Source organism: Paenibacillus marinisediminis (genome assembly GCF_054343325.1).
Genome location: NZ_JBTGUH010000001.1, coordinates 1,207,853 through 1,233,195, shown reverse-complemented (window position 1 = coordinate 1,233,195; position 25,343 = coordinate 1,207,853). Strand labels below are relative to the sequence as shown.

General features: G+C 40.9%; 32 protein-coding genes. 30 read left to right on the top strand and 2 right to left on the bottom strand.

The window, feature by feature from the left end; translation table 11 throughout:
• The first annotated feature begins 4 nt into the window (after positions 1 to 4).
• A complete protein-coding gene (locus ACXX53_RS05800; protein WP_458567625.1) occupies positions 5 to 922 on the top strand; it encodes a phosphotransferase family protein in 918 nt (305 codons plus the stop codon).
• A 63-nt stretch (positions 923 to 985) separates the two neighbouring features.
• Here the strand turns inward: ACXX53_RS05800 and ACXX53_RS05795 are convergent, their stop codons facing one another.
• Positions 986 to 1,939 carry an acetylxylan esterase gene (locus ACXX53_RS05795; protein WP_458567624.1) on the bottom strand — a complete coding sequence of 318 codons (954 nt, stop codon included), beginning with the start codon at positions 1,937 to 1,939 and terminating at the stop codon, positions 986 to 988.
• A 144-nt stretch (positions 1,940 to 2,083) separates the two neighbouring features.
• The gene (gene cls, locus ACXX53_RS05790; RefSeq protein WP_458567623.1) at positions 2,084 to 3,619 is read right to left on the bottom strand and encodes a cardiolipin synthase; all 1,536 of its coding nucleotides are present in this window, start codon (positions 3,617 to 3,619) and stop codon (positions 2,084 to 2,086) included.
• A gap of 318 nt (positions 3,620 to 3,937) precedes the next feature.
• Between cls and ACXX53_RS05785 the strand changes: the two genes are divergently transcribed.
• From ACXX53_RS05785 to ACXX53_RS05645, 29 genes are all read left to right on the top strand, one after another.
• Entirely contained in the window at positions 3,938 to 4,369 is a 432-nt protein-coding gene (locus ACXX53_RS05785) for an RrF2 family transcriptional regulator (protein ID WP_458567622.1), read from the top strand.
• Between the two features lie 79 nt (positions 4,370 to 4,448).
• Entirely contained in the window at positions 4,449 to 5,165 is a 717-nt protein-coding gene (locus tag ACXX53_RS05780) for a DsbA family oxidoreductase (protein ID WP_458567621.1), read from the top strand.
• Between the two features lie 211 nt (positions 5,166 to 5,376).
• The gene (locus ACXX53_RS05775) at positions 5,377 to 5,739 is read left to right on the top strand and encodes a rhodanese-like domain-containing protein (RefSeq protein WP_458567620.1); all 363 of its coding nucleotides are present in this window, start codon (positions 5,377 to 5,379) and stop codon (positions 5,737 to 5,739) included.
• Between the two features lie 43 nt (positions 5,740 to 5,782).
• Positions 5,783 to 6,358, top strand: coding sequence for a sulfurtransferase TusA family protein (locus ACXX53_RS05770; protein WP_458567619.1), 576 nt, complete (start codon positions 5,783 to 5,785; stop codon positions 6,356 to 6,358).
• A 56-nt stretch (positions 6,359 to 6,414) separates the two neighbouring features.
• Positions 6,415 to 7,542, top strand: coding sequence for an MBL fold metallo-hydrolase (locus ACXX53_RS05765; protein WP_458567618.1), 1,128 nt, complete (start codon positions 6,415 to 6,417; stop codon positions 7,540 to 7,542).
• A 57-nt stretch (positions 7,543 to 7,599) separates the two neighbouring features.
• Entirely contained in the window at positions 7,600 to 7,827 is a 228-nt protein-coding gene (locus ACXX53_RS05760; RefSeq protein ID WP_458567617.1) for a sulfurtransferase TusA family protein, read from the top strand.
• 91 nt (positions 7,828 to 7,918) lie between these two features.
• The gene (locus ACXX53_RS05755; RefSeq protein WP_458567616.1) at positions 7,919 to 8,233 is read left to right on the top strand and encodes a rhodanese-like domain-containing protein; all 315 of its coding nucleotides are present in this window, start codon (positions 7,919 to 7,921) and stop codon (positions 8,231 to 8,233) included.
• A 476-nt stretch (positions 8,234 to 8,709) separates the two neighbouring features.
• Entirely contained in the window at positions 8,710 to 9,501 is a 792-nt protein-coding gene (locus ACXX53_RS05750) for a sulfite exporter TauE/SafE family protein (protein ID WP_458567615.1), read from the top strand.
• Between the two features lie 136 nt (positions 9,502 to 9,637).
• On the top strand, positions 9,638 to 10,120 hold the full coding sequence (locus tag ACXX53_RS05745) for a DsrE/DsrF/DrsH-like family protein (RefSeq protein ID WP_458567614.1): 483 nt from the start codon (positions 9,638 to 9,640) through the stop codon (positions 10,118 to 10,120).
• Positions 10,121 to 10,190: 70 nt separating this feature from the next.
• A complete protein-coding gene (locus ACXX53_RS05740; RefSeq protein WP_458567613.1) occupies positions 10,191 to 10,457 on the top strand; it encodes a metal-sensitive transcriptional regulator in 267 nt (88 codons plus the stop codon).
• A 108-nt stretch (positions 10,458 to 10,565) separates the two neighbouring features.
• Complete coding sequence (locus ACXX53_RS05735; protein WP_458567612.1) at positions 10,566 to 10,955, top strand: DUF302 domain-containing protein; 390 nt, start codon at positions 10,566 to 10,568, stop codon at positions 10,953 to 10,955.
• 218 nt (positions 10,956 to 11,173) lie between these two features.
• Entirely contained in the window at positions 11,174 to 11,701 is a 528-nt protein-coding gene (locus tag ACXX53_RS05730) for a histidine phosphatase family protein (protein ID WP_458567692.1), read from the top strand.
• Between the two features lie 55 nt (positions 11,702 to 11,756).
• Positions 11,757 to 12,347, top strand: coding sequence for a 2-phosphoglycerate kinase (locus tag ACXX53_RS05725; RefSeq protein WP_458567611.1), 591 nt, complete (start codon positions 11,757 to 11,759; stop codon positions 12,345 to 12,347).
• Positions 12,348 to 12,440: 93 nt separating this feature from the next.
• Complete coding sequence (locus ACXX53_RS05720) at positions 12,441 to 12,992, top strand: GNAT family N-acetyltransferase (RefSeq protein WP_458567610.1); 552 nt, start codon at positions 12,441 to 12,443, stop codon at positions 12,990 to 12,992.
• Positions 12,993 to 13,047: 55 nt separating this feature from the next.
• Positions 13,048 to 13,641 carry a GNAT family N-acetyltransferase gene (locus ACXX53_RS05715; RefSeq protein WP_458567609.1) on the top strand — a complete coding sequence of 198 codons (594 nt, stop codon included), beginning with the start codon at positions 13,048 to 13,050 and terminating at the stop codon, positions 13,639 to 13,641.
• A 709-nt stretch (positions 13,642 to 14,350) separates the two neighbouring features.
• Complete coding sequence (locus ACXX53_RS05710; protein WP_458567608.1) at positions 14,351 to 15,223, top strand: phosphotransferase family protein; 873 nt, start codon at positions 14,351 to 14,353, stop codon at positions 15,221 to 15,223.
• A 218-nt stretch (positions 15,224 to 15,441) separates the two neighbouring features.
• Positions 15,442 to 16,023, top strand: coding sequence for a hypothetical protein (locus ACXX53_RS05705; protein WP_458567607.1), 582 nt, complete (start codon positions 15,442 to 15,444; stop codon positions 16,021 to 16,023).
• A gap of 137 nt (positions 16,024 to 16,160) precedes the next feature.
• The gene (locus ACXX53_RS05700) at positions 16,161 to 16,229 is read left to right on the top strand and encodes a putative holin-like toxin (protein WP_458567691.1); all 69 of its coding nucleotides are present in this window, start codon (positions 16,161 to 16,163) and stop codon (positions 16,227 to 16,229) included.
• Positions 16,230 to 16,538: 309 nt separating this feature from the next.
• Complete coding sequence (locus ACXX53_RS05695; RefSeq protein WP_458567606.1) at positions 16,539 to 16,973, top strand: GNAT family N-acetyltransferase; 435 nt, start codon at positions 16,539 to 16,541, stop codon at positions 16,971 to 16,973.
• A gap of 229 nt (positions 16,974 to 17,202) precedes the next feature.
• Positions 17,203 to 17,691, top strand: a complete 489-nt coding sequence (locus ACXX53_RS05690) for a GyrI-like domain-containing protein (RefSeq protein ID WP_458567605.1) — start codon at positions 17,203 to 17,205, stop codon at positions 17,689 to 17,691.
• Between the two features lie 121 nt (positions 17,692 to 17,812).
• Complete coding sequence (locus tag ACXX53_RS05685) at positions 17,813 to 18,421, top strand: hypothetical protein (RefSeq protein ID WP_458567604.1); 609 nt, start codon at positions 17,813 to 17,815, stop codon at positions 18,419 to 18,421.
• Between the two features lie 142 nt (positions 18,422 to 18,563).
• Complete coding sequence (locus ACXX53_RS05680) at positions 18,564 to 19,316, top strand: GNAT family N-acetyltransferase (RefSeq protein ID WP_458567603.1); 753 nt, start codon at positions 18,564 to 18,566, stop codon at positions 19,314 to 19,316.
• 102 nt (positions 19,317 to 19,418) lie between these two features.
• Complete coding sequence (gene yqeK, locus ACXX53_RS05675; RefSeq protein WP_458567602.1) at positions 19,419 to 20,033, top strand: bis(5'-nucleosyl)-tetraphosphatase (symmetrical) YqeK; 615 nt, start codon at positions 19,419 to 19,421, stop codon at positions 20,031 to 20,033.
• A gap of 142 nt (positions 20,034 to 20,175) precedes the next feature.
• The gene (locus ACXX53_RS05670; protein ID WP_458567601.1) at positions 20,176 to 20,619 is read left to right on the top strand and encodes a hypothetical protein; all 444 of its coding nucleotides are present in this window, start codon (positions 20,176 to 20,178) and stop codon (positions 20,617 to 20,619) included.
• A gap of 200 nt (positions 20,620 to 20,819) precedes the next feature.
• On the top strand, positions 20,820 to 21,689 hold the full coding sequence (locus ACXX53_RS05665; RefSeq protein ID WP_458567600.1) for a serine hydrolase domain-containing protein: 870 nt from the start codon (positions 20,820 to 20,822) through the stop codon (positions 21,687 to 21,689).
• A gap of 119 nt (positions 21,690 to 21,808) precedes the next feature.
• A complete protein-coding gene (locus tag ACXX53_RS05660; RefSeq protein ID WP_458567599.1) occupies positions 21,809 to 22,186 on the top strand; it encodes an NUDIX hydrolase in 378 nt (125 codons plus the stop codon).
• Between the two features lie 221 nt (positions 22,187 to 22,407).
• Positions 22,408 to 23,013 carry a histidine phosphatase family protein gene (locus ACXX53_RS05655; protein WP_458567598.1) on the top strand — a complete coding sequence of 202 codons (606 nt, stop codon included), beginning with the start codon at positions 22,408 to 22,410 and terminating at the stop codon, positions 23,011 to 23,013.
• Between the two features lie 32 nt (positions 23,014 to 23,045).
• The gene (locus ACXX53_RS05650; protein WP_458567597.1) at positions 23,046 to 23,534 is read left to right on the top strand and encodes a hypothetical protein; all 489 of its coding nucleotides are present in this window, start codon (positions 23,046 to 23,048) and stop codon (positions 23,532 to 23,534) included.
• A gap of 46 nt (positions 23,535 to 23,580) precedes the next feature.
• Complete coding sequence (locus ACXX53_RS05645) at positions 23,581 to 24,090, top strand: DUF6933 domain-containing protein (RefSeq protein ID WP_458567596.1); 510 nt, start codon at positions 23,581 to 23,583, stop codon at positions 24,088 to 24,090.
• Positions 24,091 to 25,343 lie beyond the last annotated feature (1,253 nt).

Below are 25,343 nucleotides of genomic sequence, written 5' to 3'. Positions count from 1 at the left end.
CACCATGTCAATACTGCCAGATCGTGTATTGGAATGGGTTATCGAGTCCGTTGATCCTGAAGCCACGATTCAGTCGATTCATCGCATGCAAGGCGGAATATCGTCTATTGTGTGCAGCATTTCGCTGCAAACGAAGCATGCGGATAAGGAAGTTGTCTTGCGATTGTTTGATAACGCGGAATGGGTGCGGAATGAGCCGGATCTGGCTCGGCATGAAGCTGAATGTCTGCGTTTAGCGTCACATGTGGATGCTGAGACCCCGCAAATCATTGCGTTTGATGAGGACGGAAGCAAGTGCGGAATGCCCGCAGTGCTCATGACCAAGCTGAATGGATCAGTTGTGCTTACTCCTCCTGATATGGAGGCGTGGCTGAATGGCCTAGCTCGATCTCTTGTACAGATTCATAAAGTGAGTGCTGATAGCTTTCCATGGAAATACCGAAGCTATATGGATCCAGCTTCATATGAGATCCCAACATGGTCCGATTATCCAGAGCAATGGGGCAGAGTCGTCAACATTGCCAAGGGGCCGCATCCGTCAGTGAAGCAATGCTTCATACATAGAGACTATCACCCTACCAATGTGCTGTGGGCTGATGGACAAGTCAGCGGCATCGTCGATTGGGTCAATTCGTGCCAAGGACCTGCTGGTGTTGATATTGGCCACTGCAGATGGAATATCGCCATGCTGTATGGCGTTGAGACAGCAGACGCCTTCCTGTCGGCATATGAGCGATTGGCTGGATCGGAGTTCTGTTATGATCCTTACTGGGATATCAAATCTTTGATGGACGTGCAGTTCGGGACGCCTGAGGTTTATCCCGGATGGACAGCGCTAGGATTTGAAGGGTTAACCGACGAGCTGATGAAAGAACGCACAGACAGCTACATGCTAAGCCTGCTTAAGCGGGCGGCGACATGAAGAGAAATAGCCTACTCTGTTTCGGATTGATGAGAGTAGGCTATTTGCTATGTATATCATCCGCTATATTTCCGCTTGCTCCTGCAAGAAATGAAGCGTCTTGCGAATATGCTTGTCCCCAGTGTAATGGCCATTAAACGGATATATCTCGATACGCTTGTCTGAATTGATCCGATTGTAGGCAGCGAATACGGCTTCAGGCGCACAGACGGTATCCTTGAATCCGACACTTACCAGAACAGGTATGGATATGCGGCTCGCTAGATTCATATTGTCGAAATAACTTAAGGTATGCAGCACCTGATTCAGTTGGTCAGGATATCTTGCTACATAATCCGCTGCTTCTGTAATAGAGCCTGTCGTATTAAATATAGCCCAGTCCATATGGCACATATTCGGCACATCCGCTACCGCAAAGGCATGTCGGCAGCCGATCGCACTTACAGCCAGCGCCAGTCCGCCGCCTTGACTTCCGCCAATAACGCCGATCCGTGAGGAATCCACCTCCGGCTGCTCGCGCACCCAATCGATGGCGCGAATGGCATCGGTAATGATCACTTTGTAATAGCATTCATACGGATTACGAATTCCCTTCGTGATCCAGCCTCTCGTCATTCCTGCATGCAGCGGGGTAAGGTCGCCGGTATCGCCGGCTTGTCCGCGAATATCGATGGAGAATACAGCGAAGCCCGCTAGGAGATAGGCAGCATGATGCTCTGGCAGTCCCTTGCTTCCTGTGTAACCATGATACAGCACAACGCATGGATAGGATTCTCGGTTATGCCATGCCGGAACCAGATAATCACCATGAATAGGCGTCCCGTCATTGCCTTGGTAGGTGACGCTGTAGGCTTTCACGCCTAGCAAAGGGGTATCCACTTGCTCCCTGCTGCCATTCAGTGGAATGGAACGCGTCTCTTGCAGAACAGCGGACCAGAAGGTTTCGAGGTCGGTCGGTTCAGTCAGATCAGGCGCATATTGCAGCAAGTCATGAATCTTGCGATCAATAAAGTTCATCTAGTAAACCTCCTTTTCCATATTTTTTATAGTAACACCTTGATGGGTGATTAACCATGAAATAGTAGATCAGTATTGTGAATTTAATAATATCGGGGTAATAAGAAAGCAGCCTACTCCCACAGGGATAGGCTGCTCGGTCATTTACATAAGCGGAGCAAATACGCGCATGATGGAGCGTGCGAAACGAGTGTGCCATTTGACCTCTCTGCAGGCTTCCAATGTAATCTGGTGGCAATTATCCAGTGTTGCTAGGAAATCCTCCTTCATCGCTAACACGGTGCTCGATCGGTACAGCCATGTCGCACATTCGAAGTGCAGATAGAGACTGCGATAATCCAGATTAATCGTACCGATGATGGCAAGCTCATCGTCAACAACGAAGCTCTTCGCATGGATAAAGCCTGGCGTGTATTCGTATATCGTAACGCCATTCTCGATCAGTGTCGGATAATAAGCGCGCGTTACCATGTGTACATACCATTTATCCGGAATATGCGGTGTTACGATGCGAACATCAATACCGCTCTTGGCAGCCAAGCATAGAGCCGTTACCGTTTCGTTATCCACGATGAGGTAGGGGGTATTAATGTAAATGTAATCTTTAGCCCGATTGATCATGTTGATGTATACATTCTCGCCGACGACTTCATCGTCTAGAGGACTATCCCCATAAGGCATTACGTATCCGTCGCTGGAGAAGCTAGCCGTATGATAATGATGGGGTCTGTATTCCTCGTAATCCTCATCGGTATCGTTTAGGAAATCCCACATCGTTAAAAACATCACGGTAAAGTTCCATACCGCCTCACCCTTCAGCATAATCGCTGTATCTTTCCAATGCCCGAAGCGGACATACGCATTGATGTATTCATCCGCTAGGTTAATCCCGCCAGTGAAGGCCGTGTGGCCGTCAATGACGATGATCTTGCGGTGATCGCGATTGTTGAGCCTCGTAGTCAGAACCGGGATAAACGGATTGAACACCTTGCACTTGATTCCTAATTTCTCAAGCTGCTTGTCATAGTTATAGGGCAACGTCTTCAGACATCCTACATCGTCGTATATGAAGCGAACGTCGACACCTTGTTTCACTTTCTCAATCAAGATGTCCAGGATGCTGTTCCACATCAAGCCTTCCTGTACAATGAAATACTCCAGAAAGATATAGTGCTCTGCCTTCAGAAGCTCCTCTTTCAAGCGCTCGAACTTGATTTCTCCAGAAGAAAGAAACTCGGAGGTCGTATTCTTATAGATCGGATAAGACGATGCGGAATGAATGTAAGTCGCTTGTTTCGCAACACTCTTGTCCAGCGCGATGATCTCATCCATTACGTCTTGATCCTGCTGTATAACACGCAAGGTCTTATGGTATATACTGCTCATCCTGCGCGCCGTGCGTTTGCTGATCTTCTTATTGCCGAACATCAGATAGAATAGTCCGCCAAACACGGGAAAGAGTAAGATAGGGATAATCCAAGCCAGCTTATAAGCAGGATTGGACTTGTTATTAACGATCCACAATACGACCATTAAGCTGATCACCACAAACGCAAAGTAGAAGTAAACGAAATAACTGCTGAATTTCCAAATGATTACTAACAGTACAACCAATTGAATAACTAACAGCGTGCCGACGATGACCATCCGATTAAGAAGCGATTTAATAATGTTATTCATGAATCAACCTCATTCTGTATGTAATGTTACAGTCTAATGTTGTGAGGACATGGCTTGAATGCGGCAACAGGCATAGTATTTGCCATGAACAAGCAAATTAATGTTCAACTTGTAAATCCCGCATATCTAGGCAATAACCATCAAGTTTAAGCGATGCCCACTGTCTATATAAAAGTAAATTCGGATGTAAAGCAAGAAATAGAGGAGAAAGTCGCTAATTATTCGAAAATAGGTCGGTGCAGCGTACAGAAACACGTCTCTCAATCGGCTTCATGCTATAATACGGTCATAATGAAGGAACCATAAGGAGGCAGGGCTTTGAATACGAAAAGTAAAGCGCTGTGCATCGGCCCGCCGAGATTCGCAATCGCTGTGCATGCGCTCGTGTGGTTAACACAAAGTGAATGTAAATGTTCAAGCGCGGCAATAGCAGAGCAAGTGAAATCACACGCCGCCTTTCTGCGCAGGGTGTTGGCTCAACTGGCGAATGCGGGAATCGTCGATGCAAAGGAAGGCCGGGACGGCGGGTATACATTGAAGATAGCACCTGACCAGATTAAGTTGGCGGACGTGTATTTGGCGATGAAGAATGACTGCGCAGAGTCTGCAGTAGAAGTGGATTGCGGCGAAGCGGGCAAACAGCTCGATCTGGTATTAGATAAAATAATGCTTGAAGCCGAGCGGCAGACGATTGAATATTTGCGGCAATTCAGCATCGCGGATCTAATGGGAGCGGAAGATTCAGTCTAATCTTAACTGTTACTTGTATAGTATCAGTTAATGAAATATAATATCCTTGTCAGTTAAATTCCGATATGGAGGGTTCAACATGAATGTAGAAATATGGTCAGATTATGCTTGTCCATTTTGCTATATAGGTAAGCGCCGCTTAGAAACGGCATTGCAGCAGTTCGCTCACAAGGATCAAATCAATGTGGTCTTCCGCAGCTTTGAATTGGATCCGAATGCGCCTAAGGATACGGATCAGGATGTGAACGCCATGCTCGCGGCTAAGTATGGCATGAGCATTGAGCAGGCGAAAGCGAATAATAGACAGCTCACGCAGTCGGCGGCAGGTGAAGGCTTGGAGTATCACCTGGATGAGCTGATCTTAACGAACACATTCGACGCTCATCGTCTTATGTATTATGGGATGGCTAACGGCAAGGGCAAGGAGACAGTTGAAGCCTTATTTAAGGCTTACTTTACGGATTCGAAGCATCTGGGTGATCACTCTACACTAGTGGCCATTGCGCAAGAAGCAGGGCTTGATCCTGAAGCGGTCGCTGCCGTACTGGCAAGTGATGAATATACTCAAGAAGTACGCGCAGATGAGCGCGAAGCACGAAACATAGGTGTTCAAGGTGTACCGTTCTTCGTCATTGACCGCAAGTATGCCGTATCTGGAGCACAGCCGGCGCATATGTTCTTGGAAGTGCTGGAGAAGGCATGGCATGAAGCGAATCCGATCACGGTTATGAATACAGCCTCTGGAGATGGCGGCGTGTGCACGGATGGCGCATGCATGATCGACGATAAAAAATAATAGCCGTTATGCAAGTGAACTTGACCGATCTTCTTGATGAAGGTCGGTCTTTCATTTTAATTTTGCTTAATTAAAGTGTTGACTATATACCCTATAGGGTATATTATATGATATGTAATCAGGAAGCTGTTAACCGTTCTTTTTTTACAAGAATTATACCCTATAGGGTATGCAAAAAATATGATTTCTAAATACTCAGAGGAGGAAATATATGAACTACCTTAACATCCTGATCCTTGCGCTGTTGGTTGGCTTCATCGTGTACCGCATGCTGCCGACCAAGGGAGTGAAGCAGATTACAACTGCTGACTTGAAGCAGGAGCTGAAGGACAAGAGCAAGCAATTCGTGGATGTCCGCACACCGGGAGAATTCAAGAACAGCCATATTAATGGATTCAAGAATATTCCGCTAAACGAGCTTGACTCGAAGGCGCCGACCCAGCTGTCGAAGGATGCTGAAGTAGTCGTGATCTGTCAGAGCGGGATGAGAAGCAATAAAGCGTGTAAAGCCTTGAAGAAGCTGGGATATGAGCATGTCACGAATGTTAAAGGCGGCATGAGCGCTTGGTCGTAATCACGAGTTAAGCGATAAAGGTTATATAACAGGAGGCAGAATGATGGATGTATGGAAAGCCAACGTCACGCTGGACGCGAAAGGGTTAGCGTGCCCGATGCCAATCGTACGAACGAAGAAGATGATGAACGAGCTGGAAGCGGGGCAAGTGCTTGAGGTGCAAGCAACGGACCGAGGCTCGAAGGCTGATATTCAGGCATGGGCGAAGAGCGCGGGCCATCAATACCTGGGCACGTTGGAGGAAGGAGCGGTTCTGAAGCATTATTTGCGAAAGTCATCGGGTGACGAGGCTGTTGAGCGCAAGCATGAAGCGGTCATCGACAATGATCTGCTTGCAGCGAAGCTGGAGGCCAATGCGAATATCGTCGTGCTGGATGTAAGAGAACCGGCAGAATATGCATTCAATCATATTCCGAGTGCGATCTCCATCCCGCTTGGCGAGTTAGACGATCGGCTTCAAGAGCTGAATCCAGAGGATGAGATCTACATCGTGTGCCGTACCGGCAATCGCAGTGATATGGCGTCGCAGAAGCTGGCAGTGAAAGGGTACAACAACGTATACAACGTGGTGCCTGGAATGAGTCAATGGACGGGAACAACTGTCGGACTTAACGGATAAAACATTTGCCGCAGAAAAAATTTTAATCTATTATATACCATAGGGGGTATCTGATAATGGCAGTAATCCCAATGACAGCTCATGATGTAGCGATGAAGGTGATAAACAAGGCAGACTTGTTCATCTTGGACGTTCGCAATGAAGCGGACTTCAGCGATTGGAAGATTGAAGGCGCAAATATCGGTCATCTTAACATTCCTTATTTTGAACTGTTGGATGGAGTAGATAGCATCATGGATCAGCTTCCGCAGGATAAAGAAGTGCTCGTAGTTTGCGCGAAAGAGGGCTCTTCGATCATGGTAGCAGATATGCTGGCTGAGCAGGGGATGGAAGTGTCCTATCTCGTGGGCGGTATGAAGGCATGGAGTGAACATCTGGAGCCTATTAAGGCTGGCGATCTGACAAACGGCGGCGAGCTGTATCAATTTGTGCGAATCGGTAAAGGATGTCTATCTTATATGATCATCTCCGATGGCGAAGCAGCGATCATTGATGCGACTCGTATGACAGATGAATTTATTCATTTTGCAAATGAGAAGGGCGCTGTGATCAAGCATGTATTCGACACACATCTTCATGCGGATCATATCTCGGGCGGGCGGAAGATTGCTGAGCTGACAAATGCGATTTACTGGCTCCCGCCAAAAGATGCGGGTGAAGTGGTATTTGAATATGAGGCGCTGGAAGACGGCGTTGAAGTGAAGATTGGTCATACGACGATTGATATCAACGCTGTATATTCACCGGGGCATACGATTGGATCCACATCCTTTATTGTAGATCAGAAATACCTGATGTCTGGCGATATTCTCTTCATCGACTCGATCGGCAGACCAGACTTGGCTGGCTTGGCTGAGGATTGGGTAGGCGATCTAAGAGAAACGCTGTACAAACGCTACAGAGAGCTGTCCTCGGAACTGATCGTGATGCCTGCTCATTTCATGATCGTGGAGGAGCTTAATGAGGACGGCAGCGTCTCGAAGAAGTTAGGCACCTTGTTTGCCGAGAACCATGGCCTGAATATTGGGGATGAGGAAGAGTTCATCGACCTGGTGACAAACCATTTGCCGCCGCAGCCACATGCTTATCAAGAGATTCGCAAGACGAATATGGGCAGAATGACGCCGACTGAAGATGAGCAGCGAGAGATGGAGATCGGCCCGAACCGCTGTGCGGTTCGCTAGACTATAGCACGATCACAACACTATATTATTACACGAATGAAAAGGAGAACAACACAGATGAATGCAGATCAAGTATTAGATGCTAAGGGACTAGCATGTCCAATGCCAATTGTACGAACGAAGAAAGCGATCGAGGCTATGGATTCCGGCCAATTGCTCGAGGTTCAAACGACGGATAAAGGCTCGAAAAATGACATTACAGCATGGTGCGCTTCCAGCAAGCATGAATTAGTAGGTTCTGTTGAAGAAAACGGTGTGTTTAAGTTCTGGATTAAGAAAGCATAATGGAACATGCAGGAAGTCAAAACACCGTGAGATACTTCCATCCTGGAGGTCTGGACTCACGGCAGGGGTATAAGTATATGGAGGTGGCAGTGTGTTGAACAGCAGACAGTGGCAAGAAATGATGCCGGATGAAGCCAAGCAATTATTGAATAACAAGGATGTACACTTTGTTGATGTTAGAGAAGTCGATGAATATGAAGAGGGTCATATCCCTAATATTACGAACATTCCATTGAGCCAATTCGCAGAACGTGTGCATGAATTGGATAAAGATACACCGCTTGTCATGGTGTGCAGAAGCGGTAACCGCAGCGCGCAGGCGTGTGAATATCTCATTTCCCAAGGCTACAGTAATGTGAAGAATCTTGTCGGCGGAATGATGCACTGGGATGGGGAAGTCGAATAAGCAGGCTGGATACAAGTTTTATGTGATAATGAATTAGTTGAGCGTGGACAGAAGTCAGTAGCCCAAGAGATTTCTTGGACTACTGTTCTTGTGTATGGCGAAATGATTTGAAATATGAGAGTATTGATGTTGTGCTTATTCATTCCTGTACTCGATCCGTACACCGAGATGATAATAGGTCTCTTCTCTATAATGCCCATGTGGGCAGCTTTTGACGGCGACGTCATGGTCATGCTCGCTCTGTAAAGGCTGTTTGCACTGAGGACAGTTGTGCTGCAGCATCTTTTTAATGAAGGTCAACATCGTTTATCAACCTTTTCCTATTTATTTACTTGGAATTAATTATAAATGCAATTGTAGTTCGCGTATAGCGTATTATCGCCAATAATCAATCGAAAAAATCATTGTCTACGCTAAGGATTGTTGATTAATTCATATCAGATGATTTCATTGCACAGCACGACGAGGAGGTAACTATGGATGCGTTATTGTATGCGGTAATGCTGGCACTTGGATTAGTCGGTTCCTTCTTCTCCGGTCTGTTGGGAATTGGCGGAGCTATTATAAATTATCCTTTGCTGCTGTTCGTTCCATCAGCGCTGGGTCTGGCTCATTTTACAGCACAGGAAGTATCGACGATCAGTATGTTTCAAGTGTTCTTTGCTTCATTGGCGGGTGTACTGTCCTATCGGAAGAAGCCGGAGACTGCAGCGTTAATCGATAAGGGACTTGTAGCTTATATGGGGTCGAGCATCTTAGTTGGGAGCTTGATTGGCGGTGTAAGCTCTAAATATCTGCCGAACGATACCATTAATCTGGTGTATGGGATACTGGCGGTTATCGCGGTTATCCTGATGCTGATCCCGAACAAAGGGAAGCAGCAAGAAGCGGGAGCTCCTATAACCTTTAACAAGGCGATTGCTATGGGGTCTGCATTTGTCGTAGGTATCGTTTCAGGTATTGTTGGCGCTGGCGGAGCGTTCATCCTGATTCCAATCATGCTGACTGTACTGCGAATTCCTACAAGAACGACGATTGCCTCCTCCTTAGCTATCGTATTCATCTCCGCTATTGGCGGTGTCATCGGGAAGATAACCGCAGGTCATATATTAATCGTTCCGATCCTGTTTACGGTGATCGGCAGCGTGATCGGGGCTCCTATCGGCTCCAAGGTCAGCGGCAAGATTGACGTTAAGGTATTGCGATATGGATTAGTCCTCCTCATATCAGCATCAGCGATTAAGATCTGGCTGGATATTTTGGGATAGCGAGTCGGCGTGAATTTCATATGAGCCAGTGGTTGCAGATCCGATTCAACTATATTGGATTGATCGGATCAATTTTTTTAATATGTTTTATACCCATACGTGTATATGTAAATATCGAGAAAAGAGGTGTCTGCAGTTGGAGAACCAACGTGAAAAGACGACGATCGTATTGTTCAGCGGTGATCTGGATAAAGCTATTGCCGCATTTATTATAGCTAACGGGGCTGCCGCCTACGACCATGATGTAACCATCTTCTTCACCTTCTGGGGCTTGAATACGATGCGCAAGGATGAAGTCGTTAAAGTGGAAAAAGGCTGGCTTGAGAAAATGTTTGGCTGGATGATGCCGCGCGGAGCGAATAAGTTAGGCTTGTCCAAGATGCAGATGATGGGCATGGGCCCGCAAATGATCAAGCATGTCATGAAGAAGCACAATGCGCTGTCTCTGCCGCAGCTGATCGAATTAGCGCAAGAACAAGGCGTTAAGCTGGTCGCTTGTACCATGACGATGGACCTGCTGGGTCTGAAGCAAGAGGAACTGATTGACGGCATGGAGTATGCAGGCGTTGCTGCCTATTTGGGAGATGCGAATCAGGCAAAAGTAAACTTATTTATTTAAGCTTATTCTTGGCAGCTTTTTTGATTATAATATACCTATGTTGGTATATGGGGGAAAGGCGTGAAGAGTTATGGGTTACACTTATTCAGATGATACGAAGAAACGGTTAAAGCGTATCGAAGGACAAGTTCGCGGTGTTCTGCGATTAATGGAAGAACAGAAATCCTGCAAGGATGTTGTCAGTCAACTTTCCGCTGTTCGGAATGCTGCGGATAAAGCAATCGCTCAGATAGTCGCTGAGAACCTGCAATCATGCATCTTAGAAGAACAAGAAGCAGGCAGAGATTCCAATCAAGTGGTGCAGGAAGCTATACAGCTATTGGTGAAGAGTCGCTAATACGCTCAAAGAGAATAGTATGATTTATTGCGCTGACGTTAGGTGGATGACTCTTTATAGTCATATTAAGAGTCAAATATTTACACTTAAAGGAGGCGCGATTTTTATATGAGTTTTCATTATACCGTAGAGTCAAAAAAATCAGTTGAAGACGCGATCCGGGATATCGGTATAAACCTGCGTAAGCATAAGTTCGGCATACTGTGGCAAATGAATATTCCAGATAAGCTGCAGGAAAAAGGGGTCAATACGTACAAGAGTCCGTATCGCGTACTGGCAGTATGCAATCCGCAAGAATCTGCTAATGCGCTGAATCATAACGAATTGGCGGGGTATTTCATGCCGACGAAGATAACCGTCTATAAGAGCGGAACACAGACGATGATCGGGCTCCCTAGGCCTTCTGCTCTCGTTGGTATGATTAATGATCCAGAACTCACGCAGGTGGCGGAACGAATTGAGCAAGTGCTGATCGAGGTCATCGAGCAGTCAAAATAATAGATGTTGCAGTTTTAAGGCACAGCAGTGTAGGGGGAGGTCTCTGGCTGCTGTGTTTTGTTATGCGGGCAGGATAGCTCAATATTTTCACGAATACTCTACATATGAAGATATTTACAATTTCAAAAACAAGACGTTATCTGCACTTTCTGCTCGGTCATCCGGCCGATAAATAAAGGACTTTTAAAACTGAAATTTACAAGAAATGAGTGAATTTAATGACTGTTTTTTATTTAATCCGGCATGGTGAACCCAAATGGGCTATTAATGAACGTTACAAATTGAAGGGGCATGGGAGAGATCTTGTGCCGCTAACAAAGGAAGGAATTGAACAAGTGTACGAAACTTCAACCGATGAACGACTAAAGAAAGCGGAGATAATTGTTTCGTCACCTTATACTAGAGCACTCCAATCAGCAGCTATATTATCAAAGGAACTTCATTTAGAAATTAGTGTAGAGTTTGATATAAGAGAATGGCAACCTGATTTAACATTTGAATTTGATTCTATGGAACGACTTAAAGAACTTGGAGATGATTATGACAAACATAATGGGATATATCCAACGGGAGAAATAAGAAATTGGGAATCTAAAGAAATGATGAAGAAACGAGTAGATAGAGTAATTAATAAATACTTAGATTATAAATATGTCATTATTACAGGGCACGGAATGGCATTTAGAACTCAAGTTAATATCGAAGAGATTCCACATGCTTCAATTATTGAATTCAGAAAGCACTAGAACGATTAAACAAAACAAAATTACTCTCTGATCTGTTAACTAGGGGGATTATCGAATGATTATTCTAATCAGTGGCAATAGCTGTACCGGTAAGACACTTATGTCTCAAAGATTACTTGAGAAATATCATATTCCCTATTTATCTATTGATCATTTAAAGATGGGGTTGTACAGAGGAGACTCCGCGTGTGGGTTTACACCGCTTGATAGTACGGAACTTATTGGTGAGAAATTGTGGCCGATTATTAAAGGGATTATTATGACTAATATCGAGAATAATCAGAACATTATTATTGAAGGATGCTATATATTGCCTCAATTTCTAAAGGACTTTGAAGTAGAATACTCTGAGAAAATCATATCCGTTTTCATTGGCTTCTCACAAAGATATATTGAAGAAAACTTCATATCTAATATTGTAAAACATAGGAATGCTATAGAAGATCGGGGCTATTCAGAAGATAGGAATATTACTGATTACATTAATGAACAGGATGCCTTTAGAAGGAAATGTCTAGACAGTGGTGTCGAATACTTTGAAATTGACAGTGATTATGAAGAAGAGATTATTAAGGTATATGATTTTATAGAGATTCAAAAACTCGAGATTGATAGGAAATTCAAAGAAGGCACTGACATTCTATAACAATGTGTTCACGCATCGGGGGACAAGCGCCCCTCGTTATATACAGAGCTGATAGAAGAATGAGTTAGCTAATATTAACTGGAGCGATGAATGATGGATATAATGGAAACGGAAAGGCTTATACTCCGCCAGTTTGAACCAGATGATTGGAAGGATTTGCACGAATATTTATCGCAAGAAAATGTACTTAAGTACGAACCCGGATCCGTAAGTAATGAAGAAGACTGCAAACATATGGCTACTGAACGCTCACAGGGTAATCTTTTTTGGGCAGTTTGCCTTAAAGATGCTAATAAAATGATAGGCCATATATATTTTGGGCAAAGAGAGCCGAAAGAGTTTTTAACGTGGATTATCGGGTATATTTTTAACCCTGCGTATTATGGTAATGGCTATGCAACGGAGGCTTGCCAGAGGTTGTTGAAGTACAGCTTTGAAGTATTAGGTGCGCATAGAGTAGTTGCTTTATGCAATCCTGAAAACTCTCCATCCTGGAGACTATTAGAACGTCTATCGATGCGGCGAGAAGGATATTTCAAAAAGGAAGTATTTTTTAAGATAACAGAAAGCGGACAGCCTATATGGCAGGATACGTATCAATACGCAATCTTGAAAGAAGAGCAGTGCAATCAATTACATATATGACGCATTTGTTTAATATTGCGAACTTAAGATTATTTATATTTTCGGAGGTAGCAGAATGAATATCGAGATTCGGAAATTAACACCGGATTTGTTGGAAGATTATCTGTACTTTTTTGAAAATGAAGCCCATGCTGATAACGAAGATGAGGATAGATGCTATTGCGTGTGTTGGTGCAGTGCTGATCACCGTGTAGAAACAGACTTTTCATCGCCGGAAAAGAGGCGGGATTTAGCTGTACAATACGTTAACAGTGGCATAATACAGGGATATCTGGCATATTACGATGGTCATGTTGTTGGTTGGTGCAATGCAAATACGAAATCAGACTGTTTACATTGTACAAGTTGGCTGCGGTTTATGACAACAATAAACACAACTGAAGCTAATCCAAACAATAGGGTGAAATCCATATATTGTTTTACGGTCGCTCCCGATATGAAGAAAAAAGGTATAGCTACGCAATTATTAGAACGTGTTTGCAAAGACGCGGCTGACGACGGCTTTGATTACATAGAGGCGTATCCCAATAAAGAATTTGTCAATGTGTTTTATGATTTTATGGGTCCCGTTGACATGTATAAAAAGTGCGGTTTTGTTTTTCATGAAGAAACTGAACATAAGCTCGTTTTGCGAAAACACTTGAAGTAATTTTGTACGCTTAATAAGCACAGTCAGAAGTTGTTTTACTTCTCAATGTTTATATTATGCGTATCAGTGGCCTTAAAAGGGTTGTCTGTGGGACCAAAACTTTTGAAGGTTAAATCAAGGAAGCCCTCACCAACATCATATTACACCGCATTCACGCTGCGGGGCTGATGCCCCTTGGTCCGACCATTAAAGCATCATAAAATCTCTAAGTACTTTGAAGACCATCCAACAGAATTCAAGAATGGAGTGAGTCATATTAGGCTAAGTAACAGGCTTCTACAACTTATATATGCCATATTAGTAGCTGGAATAATAGCATCTATTCATTTGCTTTTTGTCTATAATTTTTGTATTAATGTGACAGAGTCTGCACTGCCAAATGGGCAAGACATTTATATTCCAGCTAAATATTCGGTTATTTTTCCAATAACATTATTAGTAATAATTAGTTGTTTAATTGGATTTTTATCTTTTCGAAAGTATAAGTTATTTTTATATATTTATCTTTCTTTAATGATTTTTTTAGTTGGATATACATTGCTGGGAATAGATACTCAGTATATTAGCGGGATATAGTAATTGAAAGTAAGAGGAGTCGGACCCGGCGCGTGTGCGCCCTTAAGCCTCCCGAGTTCGTAGATACAAGAACGTTATAGGAAATCAGCTAAAATTCAAGAAAGCAAATATTTATAATTGAAGGAGCTTGTATATGATCTCTACCTACGTTCGACGCATTCAAGAAGTTTACCCGAATTTACATATTCAAGATGTTAAACAAAATGAGATCGGACAGAACAATGACGTATTAATTCTTAATCAATCTCTCGTCTTTAGGTTTCCTAAATATAAGCAAGGATTAGAAAAATTAAAGCGAGAAACGGAGTTGTTGGAATCTATAGGAAAAACTGTAGCGATGCCGGTTCCCTATCCAGCCTATAAATCTTTTGATGAGATGGAGGTAGGTAAGGCTTTCATGGGTTATAAGCTAATTGAGGGTTCTCCTTTTTGGAAGGAAGAACTGATTAATATCAAAAGTCAAAACCTTACGGATACAATTGCCTCACAACTTGTTACTTTTCTTATTGAACTTCACTCTATGGATATACCTATAGCAGTTGCTTCTCAAAAACAACATGAAAGTGTTCATAGAACTATAGAAAATCTATTCATAAGAATTAAAGAGAAACTCTTTCCTTTTATGCGAGTAGATGCACAAGAAAAAGTAGTAGAAAACTTTAATGGATTTTTGAATAATACTTATAATCAGAATTTGGAGCAAACCTTTATTCATGGGGACTTTGGAGCAAGTAATATCATATGGGATCCAAAAGAAAACAGGATTGCAGGAGTTATTGACTTCGGAGGTTCAGGACTTGGGGATCCAGCATATGATTTTGCGGGGATTCTCTCCAGTTATGGAGAAGAGTTTTTTGAAATATGCACTAATTTGTACCCGTGTGGAAGACAAATTTCAGAACGAGTTCATTTTTATAGAAGCACCTTTGCTTTACAGGAAGCTCTACATGGGATAGATCATAATGACCAAGAAGCTTTTGAAAATGGAATTAAAGAATTTAGATAGAAGAACTTAATAATTCTTTTTTAGTGATGTAACTTTAGTAGAAATATTAATAAATCGTATTTCACAGAAGGGCGGACGTCCTAAAAACAACATATTCAGCATCGGGGCATTCGCCCCTCGGGCCGGACCGAAGCTCGATGTATTTCGATGAGGACTTTCAGTATTTGGAGGAGCATTAGGCATTTTTTCGCGACCTTTTTTGGAGGGACTTGTACAAAATGAAGGTAATAAAAATATTAATGTATATATTGGTTTCTCTCTTCTTATTGTCTGGATGCAACGAAATGATAGATACAGAATACGAGCAAAATTTAGGTGAGGTGCCACTCGCTGAAGAAGATACTACTGGTAAACCAATAACCGAAGAAGAACTGTTAGGGTATATTAAATCTAACGGCCTTGAGGTTTTTGATTACAAGATCATATCAAGATATGCTGCTCTAGTGCTTGAAGTAGAGAATGGAAATGAAGTTTCAACTTATATCATACATCGATTACAAAATGGTGAATTAGAATCAGAAAATGGCATAATAACAAACGAATGTTATGGTCAAGACGTTTTTGTTAAGGTATCAAACGGATATCTTGCTGCTGTGATTTTAGAAAGTGGAAAACAGAAAAAAATTGAAGAACTCCGTTTGATTGCGCTTGATGGAGAGGGGCAGGTCCACAAAGAAAATATTATGATAAATGATAGGCAAGGATTATTAATTCCTCTTCCAAAATGGGATTATGTATATGGAAGAGTGCATTTTATAGGCAGTGAAGATTATTACGAAGAAAAAGATTTTCGTATGTGACTAAACACGACCATATTGAAGAAGTATATAGCAAACTTGAAGGCAGAGAGCGCTGTCTAAACGATTCAAGGAAGAAGGCAACTGCAGGTAACACTGTATTCACGCATCGGGGCATTCGCCCCTCGGGCATAACGATCATGCTCCTATTTGGAACATTCATTCTTGCTCTTTTAACATACATTAATAATAACAACAAGAGAAAGTAAAAACCCACCCGAAGGTTAGCAGCCGAAGGTGGGTTTAAATCCTTTTAAGACCTAGAAGGGAATAATCCATCCAAGCCTATTGTACTGACCAAGTGTTCACAGTACTTGGTCTTTATTAACTATATAATAACACATGTAAAAATATGTATCAAAACAATATTGTAAAGAGAGATAAATGATTTTAAAAGTCAATCAAGGAAGGTATCCCCATACGCAAGTATAGCAATAATTTATCCGATAGTGCAAGGTATTCCATGATAAAAGAAGAATGGGAGGACTTATACAATTAATATTTTGGGCGGTGTGAATATGGAAGTTATAATACGTGAAATTGAAGTAAATGATTATCCTGAGGTAGTATCATTATGGATTAATGTGTTAGGAGTCCGCAAGGTCAATCTTGATAATTTTTCTGTGACAATAGAGAAAATGAATAAAGATGGGAACTATAAAACATTTGTAGCATTATTTGAAAATAAAGTGGTTGGTTTTATTACAACGGTACAGGCGTTATCAATTGGAGATGAAATTGGATACTTACATATCCAGGGTCTTGCTGTGCAAAAAGAACTTCAGAATAAAGGAATAGGCACAAAACTGCTTAACTATGTGGAGGATTACTCCAAAAGAAAAGGAATTTCAAGCATAATTTTATGTAGTGGATTCAAACGCACAGATGCCCATGCCTTTTATGAACATAATGGTTATGACAAAGGTTCATACTGCTTTGACAAAGGTCTTTGACTTCCATTCTGGCTCGCATTTTGAAGAAGAGAATTTGTTTAAGTGGCTTCTCGGAGAAGTTGATAACGTTATTATGATTTGAGAGGGCAGATTCAAGCAGACAACCCTGTGAGGCTAAGTGGCTGTGCCACCTGGCGACTTCGTCTTCTTAAGCCTCTAAGATTCGTGAATACAAGCATGTTATGTGAAATCCTACGCAAAACAAACCAAAATAAGGAGAATCAATAAAATGGAATATAAGATACTTGATAAAGATCGTATGTTACTAATTGGCATGGCATGTGAAGTAACTCTTTCAGAAGTTCAATCTGAGAGATCGACTATTAATCTTGCTGAACGATTTATGTCTAGGAAAGAAGAAATAAGTAATGTTATCAATACTAGAGAGGTATTCGGAGTATCGACTGATCCTGAAGATTACAATCCGGATACAGATAAATTTGAATATTTCATTGGAGTTGAAGTTAACTCAACAAATGAAATACCAAACGATATGGTATATCGAGAAGTTCCTAGAAATGAGTACGTTGTTTTTACGTTTAAGGGATCAGCTGATAACGCAGGTCAAGTTCACAACTACTTATATACAAATTGGCTTAAAAACAATGAATATCAATTATCGGGTTCATACAACGTAGAGGTATATGATGAGAGATTCAAAGGACCATTTTCTGAAGAATCAGTAACGGATATTTATTTTCCTATACAGAAGTTATAAGAAAGTCGGGAAAGCTTCGAAGTCATAGGACTTTACATAATACCATATTCACGCTGAATCCTTAACGAACAAACATCTAACTGACTCATCAGAATTGTTTTTAGTGAAGGAGATTTTACTAATGGACAGAATCAAATATTTACATGAAACAGACAAAAATATTATAATCACAGGCATTCCTAGAGCGGGCAAGTCTACTGTGGCTTTCGAAATTTGTAAGAGACTAAATTACAACTTAGTACAGCTTGATTCAATTGTCGAAGCTATTAAAAGAGCATATTCTGATTTTGAAGTAATTAAGAAGCCAGATGGAATAATGGAGGTAAGTAAAGCTACTCCATTTTTAATTGAATACTTAAAAGAGCTTAATGATGATCCCCCGAGGAAAAAGGGCATTAATTATGTTATTGAAGGTAGTTATATAGACTTAAATGAGTTCTATAAACATTTTGCTAAAGATGATTTCATAGTTATAGGAATTTGCTATATCCATAGAACTGCAGAAGATATTTATCGGATAATGAAGAAGTATGACACAATAATAGATTGGAGCTATTATTTGGATGAAGATGAACTACTGAGATACTCAGAGGCTTTAGTAATTCGTAATAAATTATATGTAGAGTCGTTTCAGAAACACAATATTAAGTATTATGATGTCTCTCATGATCGAAATGAAGTTCTAAAGAAAATTGAAAACGATATTATAATGGAGGTTCGAGGTCTATAAATAGGAAATTGTAAAGTTGATTCATTGAAGGCGCTGAGATCCTATAACAAGTATTCACGCATCGGGGCATTCGTCCCTCGGTCCGGCCCGAAGTTAGATATGGACTCGAGGATTAATTAAAAGCTGCGAGGGCTGAGAAATTATGAATAATTTAAATGTAACGAAAGAGTATTATAGTAAATGGCTTGATGTAGATTTATCAATATTAGATAAAAAAGGGATACACTTGCAATGTAGCGAAGAGCGTGATAGACAACAAATCGGCTATCCAAGGAAGTTTGAACTATATTGTCTTGTTCGAGAAGGGACCACCATATTATCCTATAGTAAAGAAATTGAGAATGAGGTACGGATTTTATGCGAAGTTTTAAATACTGGTAAGTTACCTATTTGCCTGGATGCAATAAAAGGAATTTTTGGGGCTAAAGTGAAACATAATATCAAGTATTTCTTTAATGAATTGCCTAATGTGCAAGATACGTTACATACGAAGCAATTACAAGAAGACGATTATATAGATTATTTGAGATTTTTTATGAGCCAGAACCCTAAATCCAACCCTGAAGGTTGGTTATTGGATTATTATAAGTCATTAGTGTGTAAAGGATTTTGCTGGGGCGTCTGGATAGACGGTATATTAGTTAGTGTCACTGATGCTCCTGAAGTTCCATTTATGGAAAATCAAATAGTTGAGATTGGTATCAATACATTAAAGCCTTATAGAAATAAGGGGTTTGGAAGTATTACTGCCAGGGCATTTATAAGATACTTGAACGAAATAAACAAGACTCCACTATGGTCATGCGCGATTGATAACTCAGCATCACAAAGATTGGCAAATAATATCGGCTTTAGAAAGTTCGCGGATGTTTATACAGTTTCAATGACAGATTAATTATTAACAGTCGACCCAGCCTAAGATAAGAGCTATCTATGGTTTAATCGTTTCGTAAATATATCAGCGTTAGCAGAATTTAATGCGAAGGATGGTAAGAACATGAATGATATTTTCAGTTGTTACACAGAAAACCTCGTTTTCACTGGTGATGTGAAGAAGGATATTCATGCTTTCTTTAGTCAGAATAATGATCTCAGGACATTAAATCATACATTAGAGGTCGCTAACGAAGCTATTCGATTAGCTAAATTGTTTGGTCTTGATTCTCAGAAAGCCGAATGTGCGGCTCTCTTACATGACATAAGCAATGTAATTCCAATCTCTAGAATGCTAGAAGTAGCAGAACGGTTATCTATTGAAGTACTTGAAGAAGAGTACAAATACGATAGAAGTGTTCATCAGAAACTATCAAGATATATGGCTCAAGATATCTTTGAAATAAATGATGAAGAGATATTAAGTGCAATAGAAAGTCATACTACTCATAAACCAAACTCTAATATGACTGATAAGATTTTGTTTGTTTCAGATAAGATCTCATGGAATTTACCTGGAGAACATCCTTACTTGCACGAGATGAGAGAAGAAGTAAATAGACTTAAAATTGATCAAGCAGTATTAATATATCTTAATCATGTTTGGGATCAGCGAAATATATTAAAGCTTGTACATCCTTGGCTAATAAAGGCGCGAGAAGAACTAGTGGAAGCTTAATCGGGAAGGCATGGAATCAGCGAATAACTTTGCGAGGCTAAGACCGATGGACCAAGTGGCTACACTTCTGTAAGCCTTTCAGTTTATTAGATACCAAAACGTTATATGAATGATGTGCAAATTCGTATCTAGGAGTTAATTGATGAAGAAGAACAGCAAATATATCATCATTCTTTTGTCATTAATCGTAGTTATACTTGGTTATAAATTTGTTGAATCTCAAAGCCTAAGAAAAGGACTTCAAAGCTCTATTGATATTTCATTTAGGAATCAATTAAGTCAAGTCCTTGGCAGTTTTAGTATGGAAGTCAATGATTATACATATCGAATGATGATATCAAGTGTATCCAGTGCAGTAGCACTGTCGGAACTGACTTCTTTTGAGGAAATTAATGATCAGTTAGATATTAGTTTGCATTACCTATATATTTCATTGAGAGAGGAAAAGTCTAAAAATAAAGTCTTATCACGAACAAATGAACTCCGTGAAATATTCAATATTATGATTTTAAATCCTGATAGTAGTGAAGCAACAGACAGATTAATTCAGATAGCAGAAGAGACTTTTTTTAATGTAGAAGACTGATAATTCTTAGGGGATTCGAAGAAGGCACACCCTTCATATAACACCGAATCTACTCTGCCGGCTACGCTCTTGGTTCGCAATAAGGTGAGAAGCAGGGAGATGATTCAGCGAACAACCCTACGAGGCTAAGTCCGTTGGACCCGGTCGCTGACGCTCCTTTAAGCTCATAAATAATATTTTTTATCTGAAAAGGAGAAAAAATGTTAACTGAATTTATTTCTGAAGTTATAAAGTGTGGACTTAATATTTATGGAGTAGTGGTTATTAAGGATGGAATAAAGATAGCAGAACACCATTTCATTCCGGAAGAAAGAAGAGAGCTGTATTCGGTAACTAAAAGTTTTACGTCTACAGCTGTAGGGATTGCAATTACAGAGGGCTATTTTTCTCTTAATGATAGCTTGTTAAAATTCTTTGATGAGGATATTCCTAAAGATGTACCACAGAGTCATCTGGATAATCTTGATAAGATTACAGTAAAACGACTTCTTACAATGACTGTTAAGGATTATACCTTTGGCAGATTGACCTGTGACAATTGGTTGAAGCACATATTATCCATACCTCTTCCTAATGTGGATCAAGAGGTGTTTGAGTATTCGAATTTATCTTCGTATCTTGCAGGAGTCATTGTAGAAAAAACTACTAAAACAAATATGATGGATTATCTTCAACCAAGGTTATTTTCTCCATTAGGGATTGAAAATGTAGAATGCAAATATAGTCCTGAAGGTTATTTCTATGGAGCAACTGGTATGAAGCTAACAATAAATGAACTTAGTAGATTCGGACAACTTTATCTAGAAGAAGGCTGTTATAATGGAAAGCAATTACTGACAAAGGAATGGGTAGCTAGTGCCACGAAAAAGCAAATTGAAACTAGGGAAGGCGGATATGGCTACTATTTCTGGAGATATAAAGTTAATTCTTATCGAGCTAGCGGAATGAGAGGACAAGTTTGTATCGTGATTCCTGAAAAAAATGCACTTATAGCAGTTATGGCAGATTTGGATAACGATTCGGAAGAAATGCGACAATGTATTTGGAATACTATTTATCCAAGATTATAAATTCAAGCTAGCCATTCAATAACCTAAGCTAGGAGCTAGCTTAGGTTATTGAACGTCTCTAATCAGAAACGTTTGGTGAAAGATATGAAAAACATGTTTTCGTGAAAGGATGGCTTACGATGCAAAGAATAGATGTTGTATATTCATTAATAACGAATGACTCTAGATCAAAAATTTTAATGGTTAAGAATAAAGACAATGAAAGTTGGACTCTACCAGGCGGAGCGGTAGAAAAGAATGAAACACTTGAAATAGCAGCAATCAGAGAAGCAAAAGAAGAGACAGGACTTGATATTAAAGTTTTTGGAATTGTAGCTGTTAATGAATATATAAATGAAGGAAAGAACGAGCATATAGTATTTTTTACATTCAGAGCTGAAATTGTTAGTGGAATAGAAGAGATAATCAGACCAGATGAGATTTTAGAGATAGAATGGATTGATTTAGAACAAGCTGATATTTTAATGCCTTATTATAAGGAAGGATTAAGCAAGTAAGTAAATAGAGACATTGAAATAACATATTTTTATGAAGGAATATTTTAATATTAAAGTGATTCGCAGAGGGCATATCCATCACCTGAAACAGGCAGACAACCCTGCGAGGCTAAGTCCGTTGGACCCATTCGCTACGTTTCTGTAAGCCTTTCAGGTTCGTAGATATAAGAACGTTATGAGAAAGATCCGAAAAATATATAACAAGAGATGAGGAATCTGTTATGCCAAGGATCGGCTTAATCAGACATGGCTGTACTATTTGGAATACTGAAAGACGAGCACAAGGTCAAACCGATATTCCTTTGAATGAGCTTGGAGTTATGCAAGCAGAAGCTCTTGGAGTTCGCCTTCTTAGTGAGAAGTGGGATTATATTTATTCCAGCGATTTAATCCGTGCATCCGAGACAGCAAAGATAATTGGAAGAATAATAAAGAAGGATGTACGCACAGATATTAGGTTAAGAGAAATGTATAAAGGGGAGATTGAAGGAACGACTTTGCAGGAGAGAGTAGATAGATGGGGAAGTGACTGGGAGAACCACCAAAACACCCTGGGAATAGAAAGTGAACAATCAATTATCTATAGAGGTATCTCATTTATTAGTGAGATCACAGAACATCTCAATGGAGCGAGTATCTTAGTTGTAAGTCATGGCGCATTGATAGAAACCATATTAAAGGAACTGTTACCACAAACAGAATTTAAGGGACCATTGGGTAATACATCAATTACGATCATAACTAACAGAGACACAAATTGGAATTGTGAACTATTTAATTGTGCAAAGCATCTAGAGGGCAAAGTCAATGAAGACGGATTCTTCTGATAACATCATATCTACGCAATGGGGCGATTCAGATGGTTCTGGATGAATTTTTTCAATACTTATCTGACGAGGAAAAGATGTTATACTCTGAGATTGCTAATCAAGCTGAAAAACTTGGGTACAAACCCAAAAAGGCTAAGACTCAAGCACTTAATTTTGTATTTAATAGTAATAAGACTAAGAAACATATTATGAAGTTCTCGATAGAAAAAGGAACTCCAGTATTAAAAATGAAATTCTATGCTTCAACGAATTCCTCTTATATTTTTCAGGAAAGTGTAAGGACTACCATTGAGGAATACAACTATAAGTACACTGGATGTTACAACTGTGGGAAGTGTACAGACAAACTTGAAGGATATGAATACAAATATGCGGATGGTCGTAAGTATTTTAGATGTGGTAGCGAATTAATCAGTTTACCACCAGTCACACATAACGAACTTCCAGAGATTCTTAAATTACTCCATACACAGCATCAATACTATATGCAGAATCAGGCGACACACCTGCGACCCTAAGTGACACGAACTAAACTCGTACAAATATAGAAAGGAAATACATCAAATGCTAATATTGAAAGCAACTAAAGACACCTTGAAAGACCTCAATGTAAAACCAACGATCGTGGATATATTAGATCCTTTCTTAAGTTGGCATGTTAACTATTTTACGCTTTATGGAAAAAAACACTATGTTTTTATGAATGATTTATCAAGAATGAGTTTGACAGTTACAGGTATAAGAAGTAATCAATCAAACAAAGTCAAAGATATATTTATTGAAAACCTAAAAAGATATTTAAGGGTCGAACAGATAGCTGAAGCATTAGCTAATTCCTATATAAAGGATTGTAATGAGGTTATATTAACCAAAACAGACAGTCGAAGTGTCCTAAGTACACAAAGTGAAATCATGCTTGTTATGAAAACATTAGAAAGAGATAAAAAAGATTTCAAGGATCAAGATAAGCGTCATAAGTGGAATAATAGATTTATATATAAGCCAATTGACTATCAATATCCAATTGATGTTTTTATTAATGAACTAAAAAGTAGATATAAAAACAATGGATAGCAAATACAAAGACGGCACCGGCATCAGATAACACAGTATCTACGCGGCGGGCTACGCCCTTGGTTCGCAAGTAGAGAAAGCTGAAAAGTAGGTCAGCGAACAACCCTGTTGAAGTAACAGACAGGATTGCGCAATAAATGTTAATATATGTTTGAATAGAAGGTTGTGAATGAGGAGGCATATGCTTGGATATGGATCTTTTTCTTCTTTGCTTATTTCTTTGGGTGTTGAGTCTTCTCCTTTTTGTTATGATCATTCGCAGTGCTATAAATAGCTCAAAGGTCTCGGGAAAAATGGATGTCATCATTGATGAGATCAGAATGCTAAGGAAAGAGATTAAGGACAACAAACATATTATTGATAAGAGAATATAATCTGTTCGTTAAGAGAGATGATTAGGCTGGCGATTTATTGAAATGAATAAAATATTGGCCTCAAGTCGATTAGAACGCCCAGTTAACGGATATGTTTGTTCAATGAAACAGCGACAGTTTAGGACATTATTTTCTTGTCCATGGCTGTTGCTGTTTCAATTTCTAGGGTCAGTCTATTGGCCACGCGCGGGCGCAAATAGAGGCCGAGACGTCGGAAATGAACGTCTCAGCCTCCAAAACGCCGCGCCCGAGGGCTGAGGCGTCGAAAAACGACGTCTCAGCGGCCAAAAGGGCCCCGCGCGGGCGCAAATAGAGGCCGAGACGTCGGAAATGAACGTCTCAGCCTCCAAAACGCCGGGCCTGAGGGCTGAGGCGTCAAAAAGCGACGTCTCAGCGGCTAAATCGACCCCGCGCGAGCGCAAACAGAGTCCGAGACGTCGAAAAATAACGTCTCAGCCTCTAAAACGCCGCGCCTGAGGGTTGAGACGTCGAAAAACGACGTCTTAGCGGCCAAAAGGGCCCCGCGCGAGCGCAAATAGAGGCCGAGACGTCGAAAAATAACGTCTCAGCCTCCAAAACGCCGCGCCCGAGGGCTGAGGCGTCGAAAAACGACGTCTCAGCGGCCAAAAGGGCCCCGTGCGATCGCAAATAGAGGCCGAGACGTCGAAAAATAACGTCTCAGCCTTCAAAACGCCGCGCCCGAGGGCTGAGGCGTCGAAAAACGACGTCTCAGCAGCCAAATGGGCCACGCGCGGGCGCAAATAGAGTCCGAGACGTCGAAAAATAACGTCTCAACCTCCAAAACGCCGCGCCCGAGGGCTGAGGCGTCAAAAAGCGACGTCTCAGCAGCTAAATAGACCCCGCGCGGGCGCCGGTCTT